Source organism: Arenimonas sp. (assembly GCF_019459675.1).
GTDB lineage: Bacteria > Pseudomonadota > Gammaproteobacteria > Xanthomonadales > Xanthomonadaceae > Arenimonas.
Genome location: NZ_JAIBFH010000392.1, coordinates 1 through 16,014, shown reverse-complemented (window position 1 = coordinate 16,014; position 16,014 = coordinate 1). Strand labels below are relative to the sequence as shown.

The window sequence follows — 16,014 nt, the reverse complement described above, 5'->3', positions numbered from 1 at the left end:
CCGCAAAAACCTACCCCAACCCCCGGTCACCGCGATCACCCCCGACTCGGTGCCTCCCGCCGTGACCCCCTTGCAAGCCAGCATTCGCGGGGACCTCCTCGACCGCTGGGGCCCCCTGCTGCAGGGGGAGGCGCTGCGGGTGGCGCTGGGCTATTCCAGTGGAGCCGCGCTGCGCCAGAGCCTGGCCCGCGGGACCGCGCCCGTGACGCTCTTCAAGATCCCCGGACGCCGCGGCCACTATGCGCTCACCTGGCAGGTAGCGCACTGGCTGGCTCGCCAAGGCACCGCTCCCGACGCCACCGCATCAGTGCAAAGGAGGCCGCCCGCCGACCCCTAATTCCGCCCGTATCTTCTCGAGCCGGAAATGAAAAAGCCCACGCGCGAACGTGGGCGGAGACGCTAGAGGCCTCATCGACAGCGTTGCTCATTTCCTCCCACCCGTCAAGCCCGACACCGGGCTTGCGGGAGTGTTTTGCCTGGGGAAATCCCGATGCCAGCCACACTGTTGGGCCGGACGGGCGCGCTGTTGCCCGGTGCGCCGGCCATCCCTGCCAACGCCTTGTCCCGCCCCCGTCACGCGAGTTCGCCGGTCCCGACCCGACATGGGGAGCGCCCGCATGGCCGCGATTGAACGAACCGCCTATCCCCAGTTCCGCCGCAACCCCGTGGTCCGGGAGCTGGTCGCCAGCTATACACCCACCGAGGAAGACATTGCCTGGGTGCTGGCTCGCGCCCGTTTCCCCGGGCACCGGCTGGGGCTGGCGTTGCTGCTGGTGTCGTTCCGGCGCCTGCACTATTTCCCGGCGCTCGAGGATATTCCGGCCGGGATCGCTCGCCACGTGCGAAGCGAACTCAAGCTGCGGCCGCAGGTCCGTCCCGAGTTCGACACCCGAACGCTCTATCGCTTTCACCGCGATATCCGGGCCCGCCTGGGCGTCAAGGCGTTCGACCGCCCCGCGCGGCACACGCTGCTTCGAGCGGTGGCCGATGCCGCGGCCGTGCGTGACAACCCGGCCGATTTGATCAACGTGGCGATCGAACAGCTCGTGCACGACAAGATTGAGCTGCCGGCGTTCGTGGCTCTGGACCGTCTGACGCGGCGCGTGCGCACGCTGGTCAACCGCGCCTTTTTCTCGACCATCAACGACCGGTTGACTGAGGACGACAAGCGGCAGCTCGATGAGCTGCTGGTCGCCGGCAGCGGCCCCAAGACCCCCCTGCATCTGCTCAAGCGCAAGCCTGGTCGTCTGTCCCTGCCGAACTTCAAAGGCCTCCTCGATCACCTGGAGTATCTGGACACGCTGGTGGGAAATGCGGACTTGCTCGCCGGGCTGCCCGAGATCAAGCGCTTGCATTTCGCTCGCGAAGCACGAGCGCTGGATGCCGCCGAGCTGCGCGACTTCACGACGCCCAAGCGCCATGCGCTGGTGGTGTGCTTGATCCAGCGGGCCCGGGTCGAGTGTCTGGATGCCATTGCCGAGATGTTCCTCAAGCGCATTGCCAAGATGCATGCCTTGGCCCGGGAGGAACTCGCGCAGCGGCGTGAGCAGGTCCGGGAGGCCGCGGAGGCAATCGTGGCCACTATGTCGGATGTCGTGCGGGTGCTCGATACGCACCCCGAGGATGCGGATGCGGGCCGGGAGATCCGCCGGCTGGTCGGTGAGCGTGGCGGCATTCCGGCCCTGCAGGCCGAGTGCGCCGCCGTCAGCGCCACACATGACGACAATCATCTCCCGTTGTTGCTGCCGCACTACCTCAAGTGGCGTCCGAAGCTCCTGCGGATGATCCAGCTTCTTGAGCTTCGGGCCACCTCAGAGGACCGCGCATTGATGGACGCCATCGCGTTCCTGCGTAACAACCCGCGAGCCCGCGGGGAGTGGCTTGAAGCCCCGATGGATCTGGCCTTCACCACCCACGCATGGCGGTCGACGTTGTGCGAGCGGACGGCCAGCGGAGAAACGCGGGTGCATCGCCTGCACTTTGAGGTCTGTGTGTTCGCCATGCTAGCGCACGAGCTGCGGTCCGGCGATGTGGCAATCGTGGGATCGGAGGCCTTTGCCGACTATCGCGATCAACTGCTGGCCTGGGATGAATGCGAGCCCCTGGTGGCCGACTATTGCGAGCAAGCCAAACTCCCGGCCACGGCCGAAGCGTTCGTCGCCGAGCTCCAGGTTCGCTTGACGCAGGCAGCCGAACAGACGGACCAGGGCTATATGGCGAACAGCGACGTCGCCATCGACGAGTCGGGTCTCCCGGTGCTCAAGCGTCACCGCGCCAAGGACATGACGGCCAGCGCGAAAGCGCTGGAGGCCGCCGTTCTCGAGCGGATGCGCGAACGCAGCGTCATCGAGATCTTGTGCGACGTCCAGCATTGGACCAACTGGTCCAAACACTTCGGGCCGCTCTCGGGTAGCGATCCCAAGCTCGACGAACCCCACGTGCGCTATGTCCTGACGACGTTCACCTACGGCTGCAACCTGGGGCCCGCCCAAGCGGCCCGTCACCTGCGAGGGGCGGCATCGGCCCATATGCTGTCGTTCGTCAACCGCCGCCACATCGACGCCAACCGCTTGGCGGCGTCGTCGCGGGACATCATCAACAGCTTCGCCCACCTGCAGCTTCCCCGCTTTTGGGGGCAGGGCAAGGCTGCCGCGGCCGATGGCACGAAGTACGAATTGTTCGAGAAGAACCTGCTGGCGTCGTACCACATCCGCTATGGCGGGTATGGCGGCATTGCCTACCACCACGTCTCGGATACCTACATCGCGCTGTTCAGCCATTTCATCCCGTGCGGCGTGTGGGAAGCGGTCTACATCTTTGATGGCCTGATCAAGAACACCTCCGAGATCCAGCCGGAACGGGTCCATGCCGACACCCAAGGGCAGTCCCTGCCGGTGTTTGGGCTGTCGCACCTGCTGGGTGTCGAGCTGATGCCGCGCATTCGGAACTGGCAGGACTATCGATTCTTTCGCCCCGCAGACGACCTGAGCTACGACTACATCGATACGCTCTTCAAGGACACGGTCGACTGGGATCTCATCGAACTGCACTGGAAAGACCTAATGCAGGTGGCGTTGTCCATCCGTGCGGGGAAAATCGCTCCGTCGACCCTGCTGCGGAAGCTGGGAACCGCCAGCCGAAAGAATCGCCTGTATCACGCGTTCAAGGCCCTCGGAACGGCAGTTCGGACACTATTTCTGTTGCGCTATATCAGCGAGCCACTGCTCCGCGAGGAGATTACGGCGGCCACCAACAAGGTGGAGTCCTACAACGGTTTCGCCAAGTATCTTTTCTTCGGTGGCGAGGGCGTCATCGGCCAGAACGACCCCCTCGAGCAGGAGAAGGCCATCAAGTACAACGATCTCGTGGCGAACGCCGTCGTGTTTTCCAATGTCGTCGAGCAGACCCGCATCATCCGTGGCTTGCTCAAGCAGGGTTGGAAGATCACGGCCGCCGACGTGGCCGTGCTGAGCCCTTACCTGACGGCGCATATCAAGCGTTTCGGCGATTACGTTATCGAGTTCGATAACGTCCCCGCGCCCTACGAAGCGAACCTGAGCCTGGAAGGCTGAGGCGGCTCGGCTCCGGTGATTCCTGGGCTGAGGTCGGACGTGGCCGATCCGGGCCAGCCCACTCAGGCATTGCCGCTCAGTCCAGTGGGGGAGGGTTGGCCTTGCGCTGTGCCTATACTGTGCATATACTGTGCGGCAAATAGGAGGCACCATGTCCACCGCCACGGTTCAGCTGCCTGACGTCACGTCGTTCCAAGACGGCGAAAAGCCGATTCTGTCGCCCGCGCGGGTCGGCGGGGAGTTCCTGCTGGGGATCCAGGACCTGGCAGATCTCTCGCACGTGCATCGGAACAGCGTCCGCGCCCACCCCGAGAACAAGCAGCTGCAGGCAACGCTGGTGAATTTGCTGCGCGTGCGGTCGGCGGCCATGGCGGTGAGCCATGATCCGCAAAAGGCCGCATTCTTCGTTCGGAACCAGCCCATCCCGAGCTTTGGCCATAAGACCGCGCTCCAGCTCGTGGGCGAGGGCCGAACCGAGGACGTGATCGGCTACTTGGCCTCGATTGAGGCGGGGTTTGTGGGTTGATCCTCACCGATTTGGAGGACCCCACTGCCGCCTTCCGAGCCAACAAGCCGGAATGGGCTTACGCGCCACTAAGCGGCGCGGGCGCTGCGAAGGTCGGCGGCAGGTTCAATCGTCAGGGTATCGAGGCGCTTTATTTTAGCCAGGACAGGCTCACGGCGCTCGATGAGTACCAGCAATGCAGCTCGCTTCTCCCTCCGTGCACTTTGTGCCAGTACACCCTGGGTATTTCCGGGCTTGTGGACCTACGGGCCCTGACGGACGATGGCCAATGGGACGCGGATTGGCACAACTGGACGGCGGACTGGCGCGAGCAGCGGTTCAACCAAGGCATCACGCCGATCACCTGGATGCTCGGCGACCTTGCCATGGAGCAGGGCCATAAGGGCATCATCTTCCCGAGCATGGTGCGGGCGGGTGGCACCAACATCGTCATCTACAAGGACATGCTCGAGCCGGAGGACAAGCTGGACGTGTTCGATGACGGCCTGCTACCTGACGACAGGGCAAGCTGGTCGAGACGGGATCTGCGCTGAGTCAGCCTGGGGCCGGAGCGGCCTGTTCGGCGACGAACCCTATGAAGCTGCCGAATCGTGTAACTGGCTGATTAAATTAATTTTCTAGACTTGAATGTCCTATCTTTACACGTATCTCGGCTGAACCCCAACCCGGGCCAGTGCGGTAGCTTGCTCACGAGTCTGGGCGGCTAGTTGCGCTTTCGAGACCTTAAGCTCCTGACGAATCCTGTCGACCTCGGCATAGGCGCGGTCCTCCGCCTGGCGAAGGTGCGCCTGCAGGGCCTCGCGTTCTGTGGCGGCCGCGGCGCGTTCGGTCTCCGCCTGCTGCATCACGGAGTGATGGCGGGCGAGCGTGGCGTCGATGCGCAACGAAAGCGCCTGAATTTCTGCCTGCTGCGATGCCACCTGGCGCTGTAGATCGCTGTTGCGCTGATCGCTCATCACCAAGGCCGCGTAGTGGGCTTCGGCTTCGCCCTTGGCCTTGGCCAAGTGGGTATCCAGCGACGCCCGCGCCGCACGATCACTGGCCATGGCCGCTTCGGCTTTGGTCAGGACGTCAGCGAGGGCGGCCCGTTCAGGCGCAACCGCGGCCTCAGCATAGGCCTGCCCCGCCGCCAGCGCCGCCTCCCAGAGAGCGGACGCCGCCTCGATTACGGCCGCCGGAGCCTCCGGGACAGCAGCGGATCGGCGCTGCGCGGTGAGCCGACTGCCGAGTCCCTGCCACCAGACATCCAACATCCGGGTGAGCGTGTTGGGCGAGCCGGTGCCGAGAGCTGCCCGGACCCGCTCGATCGTCGGTCGCTCGCCTGACAGCAGCAACTGCTCGATCGCGCCGTTGACCTGTTCCTGGGTGATGCCGCGTGCCATCCGATTTGCTCCTACTTGGATCCCCTGCCCCGGCCTTGACGTACCAACGATAAGTGATGATTATCGTTAGTAGACACTCCATAACGTAGTACAGACTACATATTATGAAGCGTAAAGACACACTGCCCGCCTTGGCCTCGCCCGCTGCCGGACTCGTCCTGCCCGAGCAGCTGGCGCAGCAGGCCGCGGATGCCGTGCGCGAACTTCTCGCCGAAGCCGCCGCGGCCAACACCACCCGTAGCTACGCCACCGCCCTGCGGTACTGGGCTGGCTGGCACCTGGGCCGCTTCGGCGCGGAGCTCACGCTGCCAGTCAACGAAGCCGTCGTGATCCAATTTCTGGTCGATCACATCCAACGGAAAGGCAAGACTGGTCTGGTCAGCGAACTACCCCCAACGCTTGACCAGGCGCTAGTCGCCGCCGGCCTCAAGGCGAAGGTGGGTCCGCTGAAGCTTTCAACCGTCGTCCAGCGCGTGGCAGTACTCTCGACGGCGCACAAGCTCAAGCGCCTGACCAACCCCTGCGAACTGCCCAGCGTCCGGACGTTACTGAGTCGGGCCAGACGCGCTTCTGTGAAACGCGGCGAGCGCGCGACCAAGAAAACCGCCATAACCCGCCCTGAGCTGGAGGCTATGCTGGCGACCTGCGGCGACAACCTGGAAGGCTTGCGTGACCGCGCCCTGCTCTGCTTTGGTTTCGCCAGCGGCGGGCGCAGGCGCAGCGAGATTGCCGTGGCAGACATGCGTGACCTGCGGAAGGTTGGCGAAGGCGACTACATCTATCGCTTAGAGCACTCGAAGACCCAGCAGGCTGGGGTCAAGGCGGATTCGACGCCCGACAAGCCGATCCTGGGGCGCAGCGCCAAGGCGCTTGCTGCATGGCTCAAAGCCGCTCAAATCCGGGAAGGGGCAATCTTTCGCCGCATCTGGAAGGATCGAGTCGGCCCTGCCCTCCTTCCAGGTTCAATAGCTGCCATCGTGAAGCGCCGAGCGAAGCTGGCGGGGCTGCCTGGGGACTTCGGGGCGCACAGCCTGCGGTCCGGGTTTGTTACCGAGGCTGGCAAGCAAGGAGTGCCGCTGCCTGCGGTGATGGCCATGACGGAGCACCGTTCAGTGGCGAGTGTGATCGGGTATTTTCAGACAGGCGCGGCTGAAGACAATCCAGCGGCGCGTTTACTGAAATAGTGCGCCGTTCGCATCGAGTGGCGGCGTTACAACCTCGCCTGACTTGATAGTCCGCCTCTTTACGGACCGCTGATATCGCCTCTAGGGAGCCTATTGAACCGGTTCTGCACCGTCCCGCCCGACCTAGCATCGCCCCTCTTGCGCTGTTTCACAATGTGATGTAACACTATGCAACAGATGAAACAGCAGGCGGCCATGACAGCACCATCTTCCGAAGCCGAGTGGTATGCACTGGTGCGAGAGGGCTGCGCTGGAAACGCCCCGGCCTTCCAACTTCGCCTTAGCCGATTGATTGCGCGTTTGCGGCGGGAAAAGTCTGCCCTGGCGCCGCTACTGGCCAAAGCGCTTACCGAAGCGAACAGTTCCCGCTTGACGCTCGCCCGCGACGCCGCCGCACATCAAGCCCTGGTCAGTCCGGTCGACCTCGACAGCAACCTGGCCCTGTCCTCGGTGCAGTTTCCCGCCTTCGTCGAACATGCGCCGGTCTGGCCGCCCAAGGTTGAAGAGGCGCTCGACGGACTCGTGCGCGAATGGCAGAACGCTGATCGCCTGCGCGAAGCGGGATTGTCGCCCTCGCGCACGGTCTTGCTGTCCGGCCCTCCGGGCGTCGGCAAGACCTTGGCCGCAACCTACCTGGCCGAGCAACTGCACTACCCCCTGATCACGCTCAACCTAGCCGCGGCCGTCAACAGCTTGCTGGGCAAGACCGGCGCCAACCTCACCCGCGTGCTCGGCCACGCCAAGGCGCAGCCGTGCGTGCTGTTGCTCGACGAGTTCGATGCCTTGGCCAAGCGACGCGACGATGGCCAGGACGTGGGCGAACTCAAGCGCGTCGTCAACGTGCTGCTGCAAGCCATCGACGAATGGCCGGGCACTTCGTTGCTCGTGGCCGCCACCAATCACGAGGAGTTGCTTGATCGCGCCGTGTTTCGCCGCTTCGACCTGTGGCTGCGTTTCCCCGATAGCACAGCGCGACAGGTCGAAACCTTGCTCGCCCAACTGGGCGCCGGCCAAGCGGTCGCGCGGCAGATGGCGCCGGCCTTGGCCGGCAAGCCGCTGTCGGATGCCAGTCGCCTGGTGATGCGGGCGAGGCGCGAGATCGCCCTAGGCGGGGGCGAGCTCGACGAGGTGCTGATGCGCCTGGCCCTACCGGGCACGAACGATCCGACCGAGCGCGAGCGTTTGTTGCAGGTCATGCGCCTGCACGCCGACGGTCTGTCCATGCGCGCTATTGCCAAGCACGTCGGGGTGAGTGCCGCGACCATCTCGCGCTGGTTGAACAAGTAGGAGCGCAAGCATGGCAACCACCCCGCGCAACCCGTTGATCGCCAATGGCCAGGCCCTCATCGGCGAGTTGGCGTGGCCTACGGGCGGTGGCCCGAAGTGGCACCCGTACAACCTCGCGCAGACGCGCCAAGCCCTCCATCCCCAGCTCACTGCCGTCGCCCGTGCGGCGCGTGCGGTCCCGCGTGCGTACTCACCCCGCGGCGAAATCACCGCGCGGTTGAAGCTGCATCCGACCTTCCTGGCCAAGTCCCACTTTCACGCCAACATCCTGCGTGATGCGGGCTTGACCGTGCTGGGCTCGCGCTCCACGCAGGTCACCCCCCGCGTCAGCCAAGGGGGCAAGCAGGGTCCGCAGGAGACCGCTGAGATCCTGGTGGCCGGTACGCCGGAAGAGTTTGAAGCGATGGATCGCCAGCTCGGCGATCCGGCCATCGGCAAGGGCCGCCAGGAAGAGTTCACCCACATCGAATCGGTCCTGGCTTACGCGGGCGAGAACAAGTTGCGCCTGGACCCGGAAACCCAATGGCCGGATTTCGTGCACGTGACCTTGCACGCCGGTGAGCACGATGCCGACATCCTGACCGCGTTCCAGACCCTGGCCTTGCAGCTGGGCGGCGAAATCAGTGCGCGCGGGTTCCGCTTCGTGCCGGGCCTGGCGTTCGTCGCGGTGCAACTGCCAGCGGCACGCGTGCCCGAGCTGGCACGCTTCGAGCGGATCCGCTTGGTGCGTTCGATGCCGCGCCTGCGCGAAGAGCTCGATCTCACCGCGGCCCTGACGCGCAAGTTTCCGACCCTGGGGCTGCCGGCGTCACGGCTGACGGCGCCTGGCCCGCGCGTGGCCGTGTTCGACGGCGGCACGCAGAACGCTTTCGGCGCCCATGTAGTCGAATTGGCCGCGCCCGGCTTGCCGCCGGCGACCGTCGCGGACCTGGCGCATGGCGTCAATGTCACCTCCGCCCTGCTGTTCGGCCCGGTCGATCCGACGCGCACCGCGCTGCCCGCACCGCCGTGGGTGGTCGAGCACCACCGTGTGTTGCCGACCAACGAGAGCCCGGAGCAAGCCCTCGATGTGCTCGATCGCATCGTTACCGCCTTGCGCATCGCTCGCACCGCCGACCGCCCCTACCGATTCGCCAACATCAGCCTGGGCCCGGTGGCGACCTTCTTCGACGACGACATCCACGAGTGGACCTCGCGGCTGGACACCGAACTGGCGGATGGCCGCACGCTGTGCACGGCGGCGGTGGGCAACAACGGCGCGTTGGATGGCGAACTCGGCCGCATCCAGCCGCCCGGCGATGCCGTGAACCTGTTCGCGATCGGCGCCGCGGATACGCGCCGCACCAAGTGGAACCGCGCCCCCTACAGCGCCACTGGGCCCGGTCGCAGCCCCGGGTTCGTGAAGCCAGACGTGCTCGCCTTCGGCGGCTCCACTGCCGAGCCGCTGCCGGTGTACAGCCCGCTTGCGGGCGGCGTGGTCGCGGTGGGCGGTACCAGCTTCGCCAGCCCCTTGGCCTTGCGCACGGCGGTCGGACTCGACGTGCTGAGCCAGTCCCGCTTTGACCCGATTACGTTGCAGGCCCTGCTGATCAACGCTGCCGAGTACCGGCGCGGCCACAAGCGGGCCGACGTGGGCTGGGGCCGCATTCCGCTGGACCCGGACGCGATCCTGTATACGCCGCTCGACGTCGTGCGTGTGGTGTATCAGGGCGTCACGCATCCGGGCCACCCCCAAAAGGCGGTGATCCCGGTGCCGTCCGGGCTGCCGGGTGGCACCCGGGTGCGCATCGGCGCGACGTTCTGCTATCGCGCGCCAGTCGACTCCGCACACGCGATCAATTACACCCGGGCGGGTCTGTGGGTGCGCTGCTACAAGGCGCCGGGCCAGAGCCTGCCCCTGTTCGGCAGTGGCATGTACAAATCCGAGGAAGAACTGCGCCGGGACGCCATGCGCTGGGACACAGTGCTGAACAACGCGTGCACGGTCGATGCGGCCGAGCTGGAAGCGCCCTATTTCCATATCAACTACCAGGTGCGCGACGAGAGCGAGGCAGTACGCACGGAGGACACGGTGCCGATGCCCTACGCCCTAATCGTCACGCTGCAGGCACCCGGCGTGGCCGACCTGATGACGCGTATCCAGGCGGAGTTTCCGGTCCTGCTGACCCTGCCGGTCGAGGTCCAGGTGCCGGTGGACGGCCGGCGTTAGCGCGAAGCCGCGGTGGGCCTCAGGGGCAGCCCCGCCGCGTTCCTATCGCCCCGATGGAGAAGCCGCATGACCAAGAAGCACGAGTCCTCGGGTCCGAAGGTGACGCGCACGGCGTCCTCGGTGCTGCGCGACAGTGGCGCCAGCAAGACCGCCAAGAGCCTGGCGGGCAGCGCCCTCGCCCAGGCTGGCACTAAAAAAGCCTCCTCGGCGACCACGGCCCGCACCGCGGCCAAGGCGCTCAATGACGGGCGCACCAGCACCGACACCAAGGCCTTGGCCGGCAGTGTGCTCACACAGCGGCCCGGCAAGCGCAAGTAGTCGGGTCCACCGTGGGGTGTGGCTCGCCCTGCCCCGCGCTCCGGGTCGCCCGTCGGCGCCCGGGTGCTGCGAAACCGGCGAGCTCGAAGCCATTTCCGATTTCTGTGGGGGGCTGCGACTTGCAGTAGAGGGACGCCCGCCACGGTGGCGGAGGGCGCCCCACGACCTATGGAATCAAGAGATGGACGCACCCGAACCCGATGAACTAGAAAACTTGGCTGACCCGGACCTCGTCAAACGCCTGCGCTGCGTCGACTGGAACGACCCGCTGTTCGTCAGCGAAGAACGGCTCGTCCAGCTGTTCGTCGCGGCGCGCACCGCGGGCCACACCGCCCGGGTTGGCCTGTGCAGCAGCGAACTGTCCCGGCGACTGCTGCGGCGCGCCCAAGCCTTCGCCAGGAAGAACACGCTGGTTCCCCAACACTTTTCCGACTACGAAGAAGCCGCCCAGGACTTGGCCGGATACGTGTGGGAACGCCTGCTCAGCGGCACGAATATCGCGTTCGCCGCTCGTCGGTTCGGTGTGTTCTTCGAGAACAAGTCGATTTCGTACTTGCGCGCCCTGCTGGCCGAATGCCGCCAAAGGATGGACAGCCTCGAGGAATGGCACCAGGCCGGGCACGACGACGGGGATGAAGGCGACGACGAGATGGCGCAGCAGCGTGAGGACGACCACGACGGCGACGATGCCGACGCCACCTTGCAGGACGACGCCACGCCGGACCGGGTACTGAGCCACTCGCTGCAGTTCCGTCACGTCCACGCGCGGCTGCGGGTCCTGCTCACCCGCAACGAATATTCGGTCTTTGTGATGCTGTGGCGCCAGGAGATGAAGATCAAGGACATAGCCGCTGCGCTGGGTGTCACCCCGCGCATGGTCAACAACTACAAGCGCAGCATCGAAGCCAAGATGAAGAAGGAGTTCAATGTATGACTTCGCCCAACCGTAGGCCCTCGCTCGAGGACGTGTTGGATGCGCTGTTCCTGCGGGACGATGCGCCGACGCCCGAGATGATCGTTCAGGCCTGCCAGGCACATACCGAGTTTCGCGAGGAAATCTTGGAGTTCGCGGCACTGCGGGCGGCGCAAGCCGCCCTGCCCGACGTGGCCGAGTCCGAGCTGGAGGTTTCCGACGCGTCCGTCATGCGCCTGCAAAGCCATGTGCTCAATTTGCTGTACGGGGCGCCACGCGCCCGCGCAGACGCGGACGCTGTCCGCCAGGCACTGCAATCGCTGGCCGGGCAGCGCCTCAAAGCCGCCGCTCAGGCGATCGACCTGGGCTCGACGGTGCTTCTCCACAAGATTCTGACGCAAGCGATCATCGACACGCCGCGGGTGGTGCTCGTGCGTCTCGCGCAGTTCTTGAAAGTCGGTATGGACGGGCTCGTGGAGGCCTTGGGCCCGCAGTTGGCCTTGCATCGAAGCTACAAGGCCGCGGACAAGCCGACCATGGTCAAACACGAATCCTGGGATCAGGCCGTGGCCGCCCTCGCCGTTGACGAGGCGGAAAAAGCGAGGCTACGCGCGATGCAGGACCGGAGTGATCCCGCATGACGCCGTTTCGCCGGGCGCGATTGGCGGCGCAGCACCTGCGCCGGCAGTATTGTCCGGAAACCGCGGCAGGCGGCTTGCGATCGATCGACCTGATCGCCTGCATCGCCGCCGTCGAGGCCGAAGACTTCGATATCTCGCTGACGCGTCCCGGCGACAGCGCGTTGTGCGGGGCCGATGCCGTGCTCGTTCGCGCCTTTCGCCAGATCCTGGTACGCGACGATGTCGCACCGCCGGACAGGGCGTTCCTGGTGGCGCACGAGTTCGGGCACTGGGTCTTGCACCCGGAAGAGCACGAGGGTTGCCGGCAGGTCATCGCCAGCACCCTGAATCCCGCCGAGGACGACACGCTCGGCGCCAAGCGCGTGGAAGCGTACGGCGCCCGTGAGCGGGCTGAGTTGCAAGCCAACGTGTTCGCGCGCGAGCTGTTGTTGCCGCGCCAGGTGGCCCGTGCGCTGTTCTTGGCCGGCCACACCGCGCACCAAATCGCCACCGACCTGGCGTTGCCGCTCGAGCTGGTCCGGCAGCAGTTGCTCGATGCCCTGCTGCTGCCCGAGGACGGGCTTTCGGATGGCGTGCCGGAGGCGGCCTTGACGCCGACCGCCGAGCAGCGCGATGCCGCGCGATCGCAGGCGCGCACGTCGCTGGTGGTCGCCGGCCCGGGCACCGGCAAGACGGCGACGTTGCTCATGCGCATCGAGCACCTGCTGGCGAACGGCGCCAAGCCCGCTGAGCTGTTGGTGTTGACCTTTTCCAATCGCGCGGCGCGCGAGCTGGTCGATCGCCTCGCGGACACCGGCTTGCCCGCTGCGCATGAGATGTGGGTGGGCACGTTTCATGCCTTCGGTCTGGAGTTCTTGCGCAAGAACCACGAGCGTTTCGGATTGCGACCGGGGTTCGGCGTGGCCGACAAGATGGCCCAGATCGCCTTGCTGGAGCCGCACATCTACGGCCTGCACCTGCGCGTGTTCAACCCGCTGGGCGATCCGTTGCCCTGGCTGGACCAGGCCGTCAAGACGATCCAGCGCGCGAAGGACGAGCTGCTGGACGCAGAGGCCTTCACGCGTGTCGTCGAAGCGGGCGCTGCGCGAGCCGAGGCCGATCGGCTGGCGCTGGACCGCGATCTGGCGCTGCTCTATCGCACCTACGAATCATTGCTCCGGGCCAACGGCGGCCTAGTGGATTTCGGGGACCTCATCGCGCTGCCCGCGCAAGCCCTGCGCGCTGGCCTGGCCGAGTTCACTCCCAGCGTCGGCCGCTTCCGGCATGTACTCGTCGACGAGTATCAGGACGTCAATCGCGCCAGCGCGGAGTTGGTGAAGGCCATGGCCGCACAGGCCGACAGCCTGTGGGTGGTCGGCGATCCGCGACAAGCGATCTACCGGTTTCGTGGCGCTTCGATGCGCAACATCGTCCGGTTCGCGGACGATTTTCCCCAGCATCGCGAGTTCCGGCTCAACGAGAACTGGCGCAGCTTCGAGGAAATCGTGCGCGTCGTGGAGCATACCGGCCGCAATGACAATCCCCTGCAAAGCGTTCTCCCGCTCGGCGGCGTCGCGCCGATCCGCGGTCAGGGCGGCGTGCGCCCGACACTGGTCAGTTGTGAGGACGAAAGCATCGCGTTTGGCGAACTGGTCTCGCGCGTGCTCGCGCTCCAAGCCGAAGGCATGGCCTTTCGCGAGCAGGTGATCCTGGCCAACCGCCACGATGCGTGTGATGCGGCCGCCGCCGCACTGGTCGCCGCGGGCATCCCGGTCTTGCACTTGGGCGACATCTTCCAGCGCCCCGAGGTCAAGGACTTGCTGGCGTTGTTGCAACTGTTCGTCGATCGCTCGGGCAGCGCACTGGTGCGGATCGCGCAGCTGCCGGGCTTGGCCTTGCCGGCCCCCGATGTCGACCTGCTGCTCGCGTACTTGCGGCACACACGCCCCGCGCCCTTGTCCTGGATCCAGTCGCCCCCGGCCGGCCTGTCGCCCGCGGGCGTGCAGGCACTGCAACGCTGGCGCGAGACCTTCGGCGGGCTGAGCGCCCACGACAATCCGTGGGAAGTGATATGCACGCTGCTGTTTGAGCGGACGCGGTGGCTCGCGGACCACGCCAACGGCACCGACATGCAGGCCGTCAACCGGCGATTGGCCTTGTGGCAAATCATCTATTACCTGCGCGTTCCCGACGGCGGTCGCGCCTACCAGACCGTAGGCACGTTCTTGACGCGGTTGCGCCGGCGCTTGCGTCTGGCCGACGACCGCGACTTGCGGATTCCGCCGCCCGAGGCCGAGCGCTTGGACGCGGTTGCGGTGATGACCATCCACCAGAGCAAGGGCTTGGAGTTCGAAGCCGTCCACCTCATGGACGTCGACGCGCGCCATTTCGAGCGATCGGATGATGCCCCGTGGCTTCCGGCGGTCTTGACCCAATCGGCCGGCGGTGTGGACGAGGCGAGATCCGAGGCCTCAAACAAGCTGTACGTGGCCTTGTCCCGTGCGCGCTCGTCGCTGACCTTGTACGAGCAAAAGAGCTACTACAAGGCAGTCCGCGCACCGGCGGTGCAGCGCGCTACGCACTTGCTCAATTGCGTCGTCGGCACCGTGGCTTACGCGGCCGGCCGCGATGCCGCCGCCCCCGAGCCGCTGGCGCCGAGCCTGCCGGTTGAGCTGAAGGAGTTTGTCACCTACCGCACCTGCCCCCGACGCTACTACTACGACGTGATGAAGCGGCTCAGTCCGGCGGCGGGGCTGCACCCGGCCGCGCGGATCGAGGCGGCCGTGCTTCGTGAGCTGTTCGTGCCAGCTGGCGAGAATGCGTCGACGCCGGCGAACGACGTCGCGGTCGAACTGGCGATGTTGCCTGAAGAGTACGAGCCGGCCAGACCCCAACTGCTGGCGTACGCCCAGCAACTGCTCGATGCGGGGCGCGTGTGGTCCGGCGCTCCTCGCGCAGCCATGGCGACACCGATCGACGTCGTCTGCGACGGATTGCCAATACGTGTCGTGCCCCATCGTGTCACGCGCCAAGGCAATCAGATCACCTTGAACTTTGTGCGCGTGCAGCCATCCAGTCCGATTGCCAAGCAGCACAAGGCGATCCGTTGGGTGCTCAAACATCTCAATGAAGCGCATGCGCCGATGCGCTTTCAAGCTGTCTTGCACGTGCTCAGCACCGGCCAGCGCGAGACGGTGATGCCGTACGGGTATCTGGTGCCGGACTTCAACCTCACGCGTTTCGCACACGCCTTGTCCGGCGGCCAGTTTGCTGCAGCCCCCAGCTCCTGGGTGTGTCCGGGGTGCCGACACTTCCTGTATTGCCCGGCGTAGATTTCGCCGCAAGTCGACTTCCGATTCGTTCTCGTCGCTGCGACTTACTCCTTAAGGGCCACGCAAATTCGTGGGGCCTGCTACCGATAAGGAGTAACACAGTATGTCCAGCATCCGCGTCTATGTGCAGTCGGAGCACTTCTCCGACATCAAGCTGGTTGAGGTCGCCGACCACGCCACCGTCGCCAATCTCAAGCGCGCCGCGCTCACCCTGCTCCCCGCCGGCACCGACCCGACCGGTCTGTCGCTGTCCATCGAGGACGACGATGTCGACGACGACGACGTGGCATCGACGCGCCGGGTAAAGGACCTGAATCCGGACCGCGGGGTGCGCGTGCACCTGCACCGGTGCAAGCAGGTCGCGGTCACGGTTCGCTTCGGCGGTCGCACGGAGCAGCATCCGTTCCGCCCGGCGACGACGATCGGTCGCATTCGCCAGTGGGCGGGCCGCCGGTTCGGCCTGAAGGCGGGGGACATCGCCGAACACGTCCTGCAGATCTCGGGCTCCAACGAGCAGCCGGACATGGACACGCACGTGGGCACGCTGGTGCAGCATCCCCGCTGCGCGATCGTGTTCGACCTCGTGCCCGCGCACCGGATCAACGGCTGATGGCCGCGCAGATGCCGCCGGATGAGCAGTCGTGGGGGGGGGGGGGGGGGGGGGCGGGGGG

General features: G+C 65.9%; 13 protein-coding genes. 12 read left to right on the top strand and 1 reads right to left on the bottom strand.

The window, feature by feature from the left end:
• From K0M70_RS13005 to K0M70_RS12990, 4 genes are all read left to right on the top strand, one after another.
• Positions 1 to 337 (top strand): hypothetical protein (locus K0M70_RS13005; protein WP_290782619.1); only part of this gene is annotated, 337 nt, incomplete at its 5' end.
• A gap of 280 nt (positions 338 to 617) precedes the next feature.
• On the top strand, positions 618 to 3,572 hold the full coding sequence (locus K0M70_RS13000) for a Tn3 family transposase (protein ID WP_290782617.1): 2,955 nt from the start codon (positions 618 to 620) through the stop codon (positions 3,570 to 3,572).
• 151 nt (positions 3,573 to 3,723) lie between these two features.
• On the top strand, positions 3,724 to 4,098 hold the full coding sequence (locus K0M70_RS12995; RefSeq protein ID WP_290782615.1) for an antitoxin Xre/MbcA/ParS toxin-binding domain-containing protein: 375 nt from the start codon (positions 3,724 to 3,726) through the stop codon (positions 4,096 to 4,098).
• Positions 4,098 to 4,631 carry an RES domain-containing protein gene (locus K0M70_RS12990; protein WP_290782621.1) on the top strand — a complete coding sequence of 178 codons (534 nt, stop codon included), beginning with the start codon at positions 4,098 to 4,100 and terminating at the stop codon, positions 4,629 to 4,631. The genes K0M70_RS12995 and K0M70_RS12990 overlap by 1 nt, the downstream gene beginning before the upstream one ends.
• A 105-nt stretch (positions 4,632 to 4,736) precedes the next feature.
• Here the strand turns inward: K0M70_RS12990 and K0M70_RS12985 are convergent, their stop codons facing one another.
• On the bottom strand, positions 4,737 to 5,480 hold the full coding sequence (locus K0M70_RS12985) for a DNA-binding protein (protein WP_290782613.1): 744 nt from the start codon (positions 5,478 to 5,480) through the stop codon (positions 4,737 to 4,739).
• A 104-nt stretch (positions 5,481 to 5,584) separates the two neighbouring features.
• Here K0M70_RS12985 and K0M70_RS12980 point away from each other — a divergent pair, with 104 nt between their 5' ends.
• From K0M70_RS12980 to K0M70_RS12945, 8 genes are all read left to right on the top strand, one after another.
• Complete coding sequence (locus K0M70_RS12980) at positions 5,585 to 6,664, top strand: site-specific integrase (protein WP_290782611.1); 1,080 nt, start codon at positions 5,585 to 5,587, stop codon at positions 6,662 to 6,664.
• Positions 6,665 to 6,832: 168 nt separating this feature from the next.
• Positions 6,833 to 7,951 carry an AAA family ATPase gene (locus K0M70_RS12975; RefSeq protein ID WP_290782609.1) on the top strand — a complete coding sequence of 373 codons (1,119 nt, stop codon included), beginning with the start codon at positions 6,833 to 6,835 and terminating at the stop codon, positions 7,949 to 7,951.
• Positions 7,952 to 7,961: 10 nt separating this feature from the next.
• On the top strand, positions 7,962 to 10,160 hold the full coding sequence (locus tag K0M70_RS12970; RefSeq protein WP_290782607.1) for a S8 family peptidase: 2,199 nt from the start codon (positions 7,962 to 7,964) through the stop codon (positions 10,158 to 10,160).
• Between the two features lie 66 nt (positions 10,161 to 10,226).
• A complete protein-coding gene (locus K0M70_RS12965; protein WP_290782606.1) occupies positions 10,227 to 10,478 on the top strand; it encodes a hypothetical protein in 252 nt (83 codons plus the stop codon).
• Between the two features lie 181 nt (positions 10,479 to 10,659).
• On the top strand, positions 10,660 to 11,412 hold the full coding sequence (locus K0M70_RS12960; protein WP_290782604.1) for a sigma-70 family RNA polymerase sigma factor: 753 nt from the start codon (positions 10,660 to 10,662) through the stop codon (positions 11,410 to 11,412).
• Positions 11,409 to 12,032 (top strand): hypothetical protein, encoded by a 624-nt coding sequence (locus tag K0M70_RS12955; protein ID WP_290782602.1) that lies wholly within the window; start codon positions 11,409 to 11,411, stop codon positions 12,030 to 12,032. Before K0M70_RS12960 ends, K0M70_RS12955 begins: the two co-directional genes overlap by 4 nt.
• Entirely contained in the window at positions 12,029 to 15,343 is a 3,315-nt protein-coding gene (locus K0M70_RS12950) for a UvrD-helicase domain-containing protein (protein WP_290782600.1), read from the top strand. The genes K0M70_RS12955 and K0M70_RS12950 overlap by 4 nt, the downstream gene beginning before the upstream one ends.
• 103 nt (positions 15,344 to 15,446) lie before the next feature.
• Positions 15,447 to 15,953, top strand: coding sequence for a hypothetical protein (locus tag K0M70_RS12945; RefSeq protein WP_290782598.1), 507 nt, complete (start codon positions 15,447 to 15,449; stop codon positions 15,951 to 15,953).
• The last annotated feature ends 61 nt before the right edge of the window (positions 15,954 to 16,014 follow it).

What these genes read in the sequence shown, in the direction of transcription:
- K0M70_RS12980 (WP_290782611.1), top strand. Translation starts at nt 5,585, where the DNA reads ATGAAGCGTAAAGACACACTGCCCGCCTTGGCCTCGCCCGCTGCCGGA.
- K0M70_RS12950 (WP_290782600.1), top strand. Translation starts at nt 12,029, where the DNA reads ATGACGCCGTTTCGCCGGGCGCGATTGGCGGCGCAGCACCTGCGCCGG.
- K0M70_RS13000 (WP_290782617.1), top strand. Translation starts at nt 618, where the DNA reads ATGGCCGCGATTGAACGAACCGCCTATCCCCAGTTCCGCCGCAACCCC.
- K0M70_RS12975 (WP_290782609.1), top strand. Translation starts at nt 6,833, where the DNA reads ATGCAACAGATGAAACAGCAGGCGGCCATGACAGCACCATCTTCCGAA.
- K0M70_RS12945 (WP_290782598.1), top strand. Translation starts at nt 15,447, where the DNA reads ATGTCCAGCATCCGCGTCTATGTGCAGTCGGAGCACTTCTCCGACATC.
- K0M70_RS12955 (WP_290782602.1), top strand. Translation starts at nt 11,409, where the DNA reads ATGACTTCGCCCAACCGTAGGCCCTCGCTCGAGGACGTGTTGGATGCG.
- K0M70_RS12960 (WP_290782604.1), top strand. Translation starts at nt 10,660, where the DNA reads ATGGACGCACCCGAACCCGATGAACTAGAAAACTTGGCTGACCCGGAC.
- K0M70_RS12985 (WP_290782613.1), bottom strand. Translation starts at nt 5,480, where the DNA reads ATGGCACGCGGCATCACCCAGGAACAGGTCAACGGCGCGATCGAGCAG.
- K0M70_RS12970 (WP_290782607.1), top strand. Translation starts at nt 7,962, where the DNA reads ATGGCAACCACCCCGCGCAACCCGTTGATCGCCAATGGCCAGGCCCTC.
- K0M70_RS12995 (WP_290782615.1), top strand. Translation starts at nt 3,724, where the DNA reads ATGTCCACCGCCACGGTTCAGCTGCCTGACGTCACGTCGTTCCAAGAC.
- K0M70_RS12965 (WP_290782606.1), top strand. Translation starts at nt 10,227, where the DNA reads ATGACCAAGAAGCACGAGTCCTCGGGTCCGAAGGTGACGCGCACGGCG.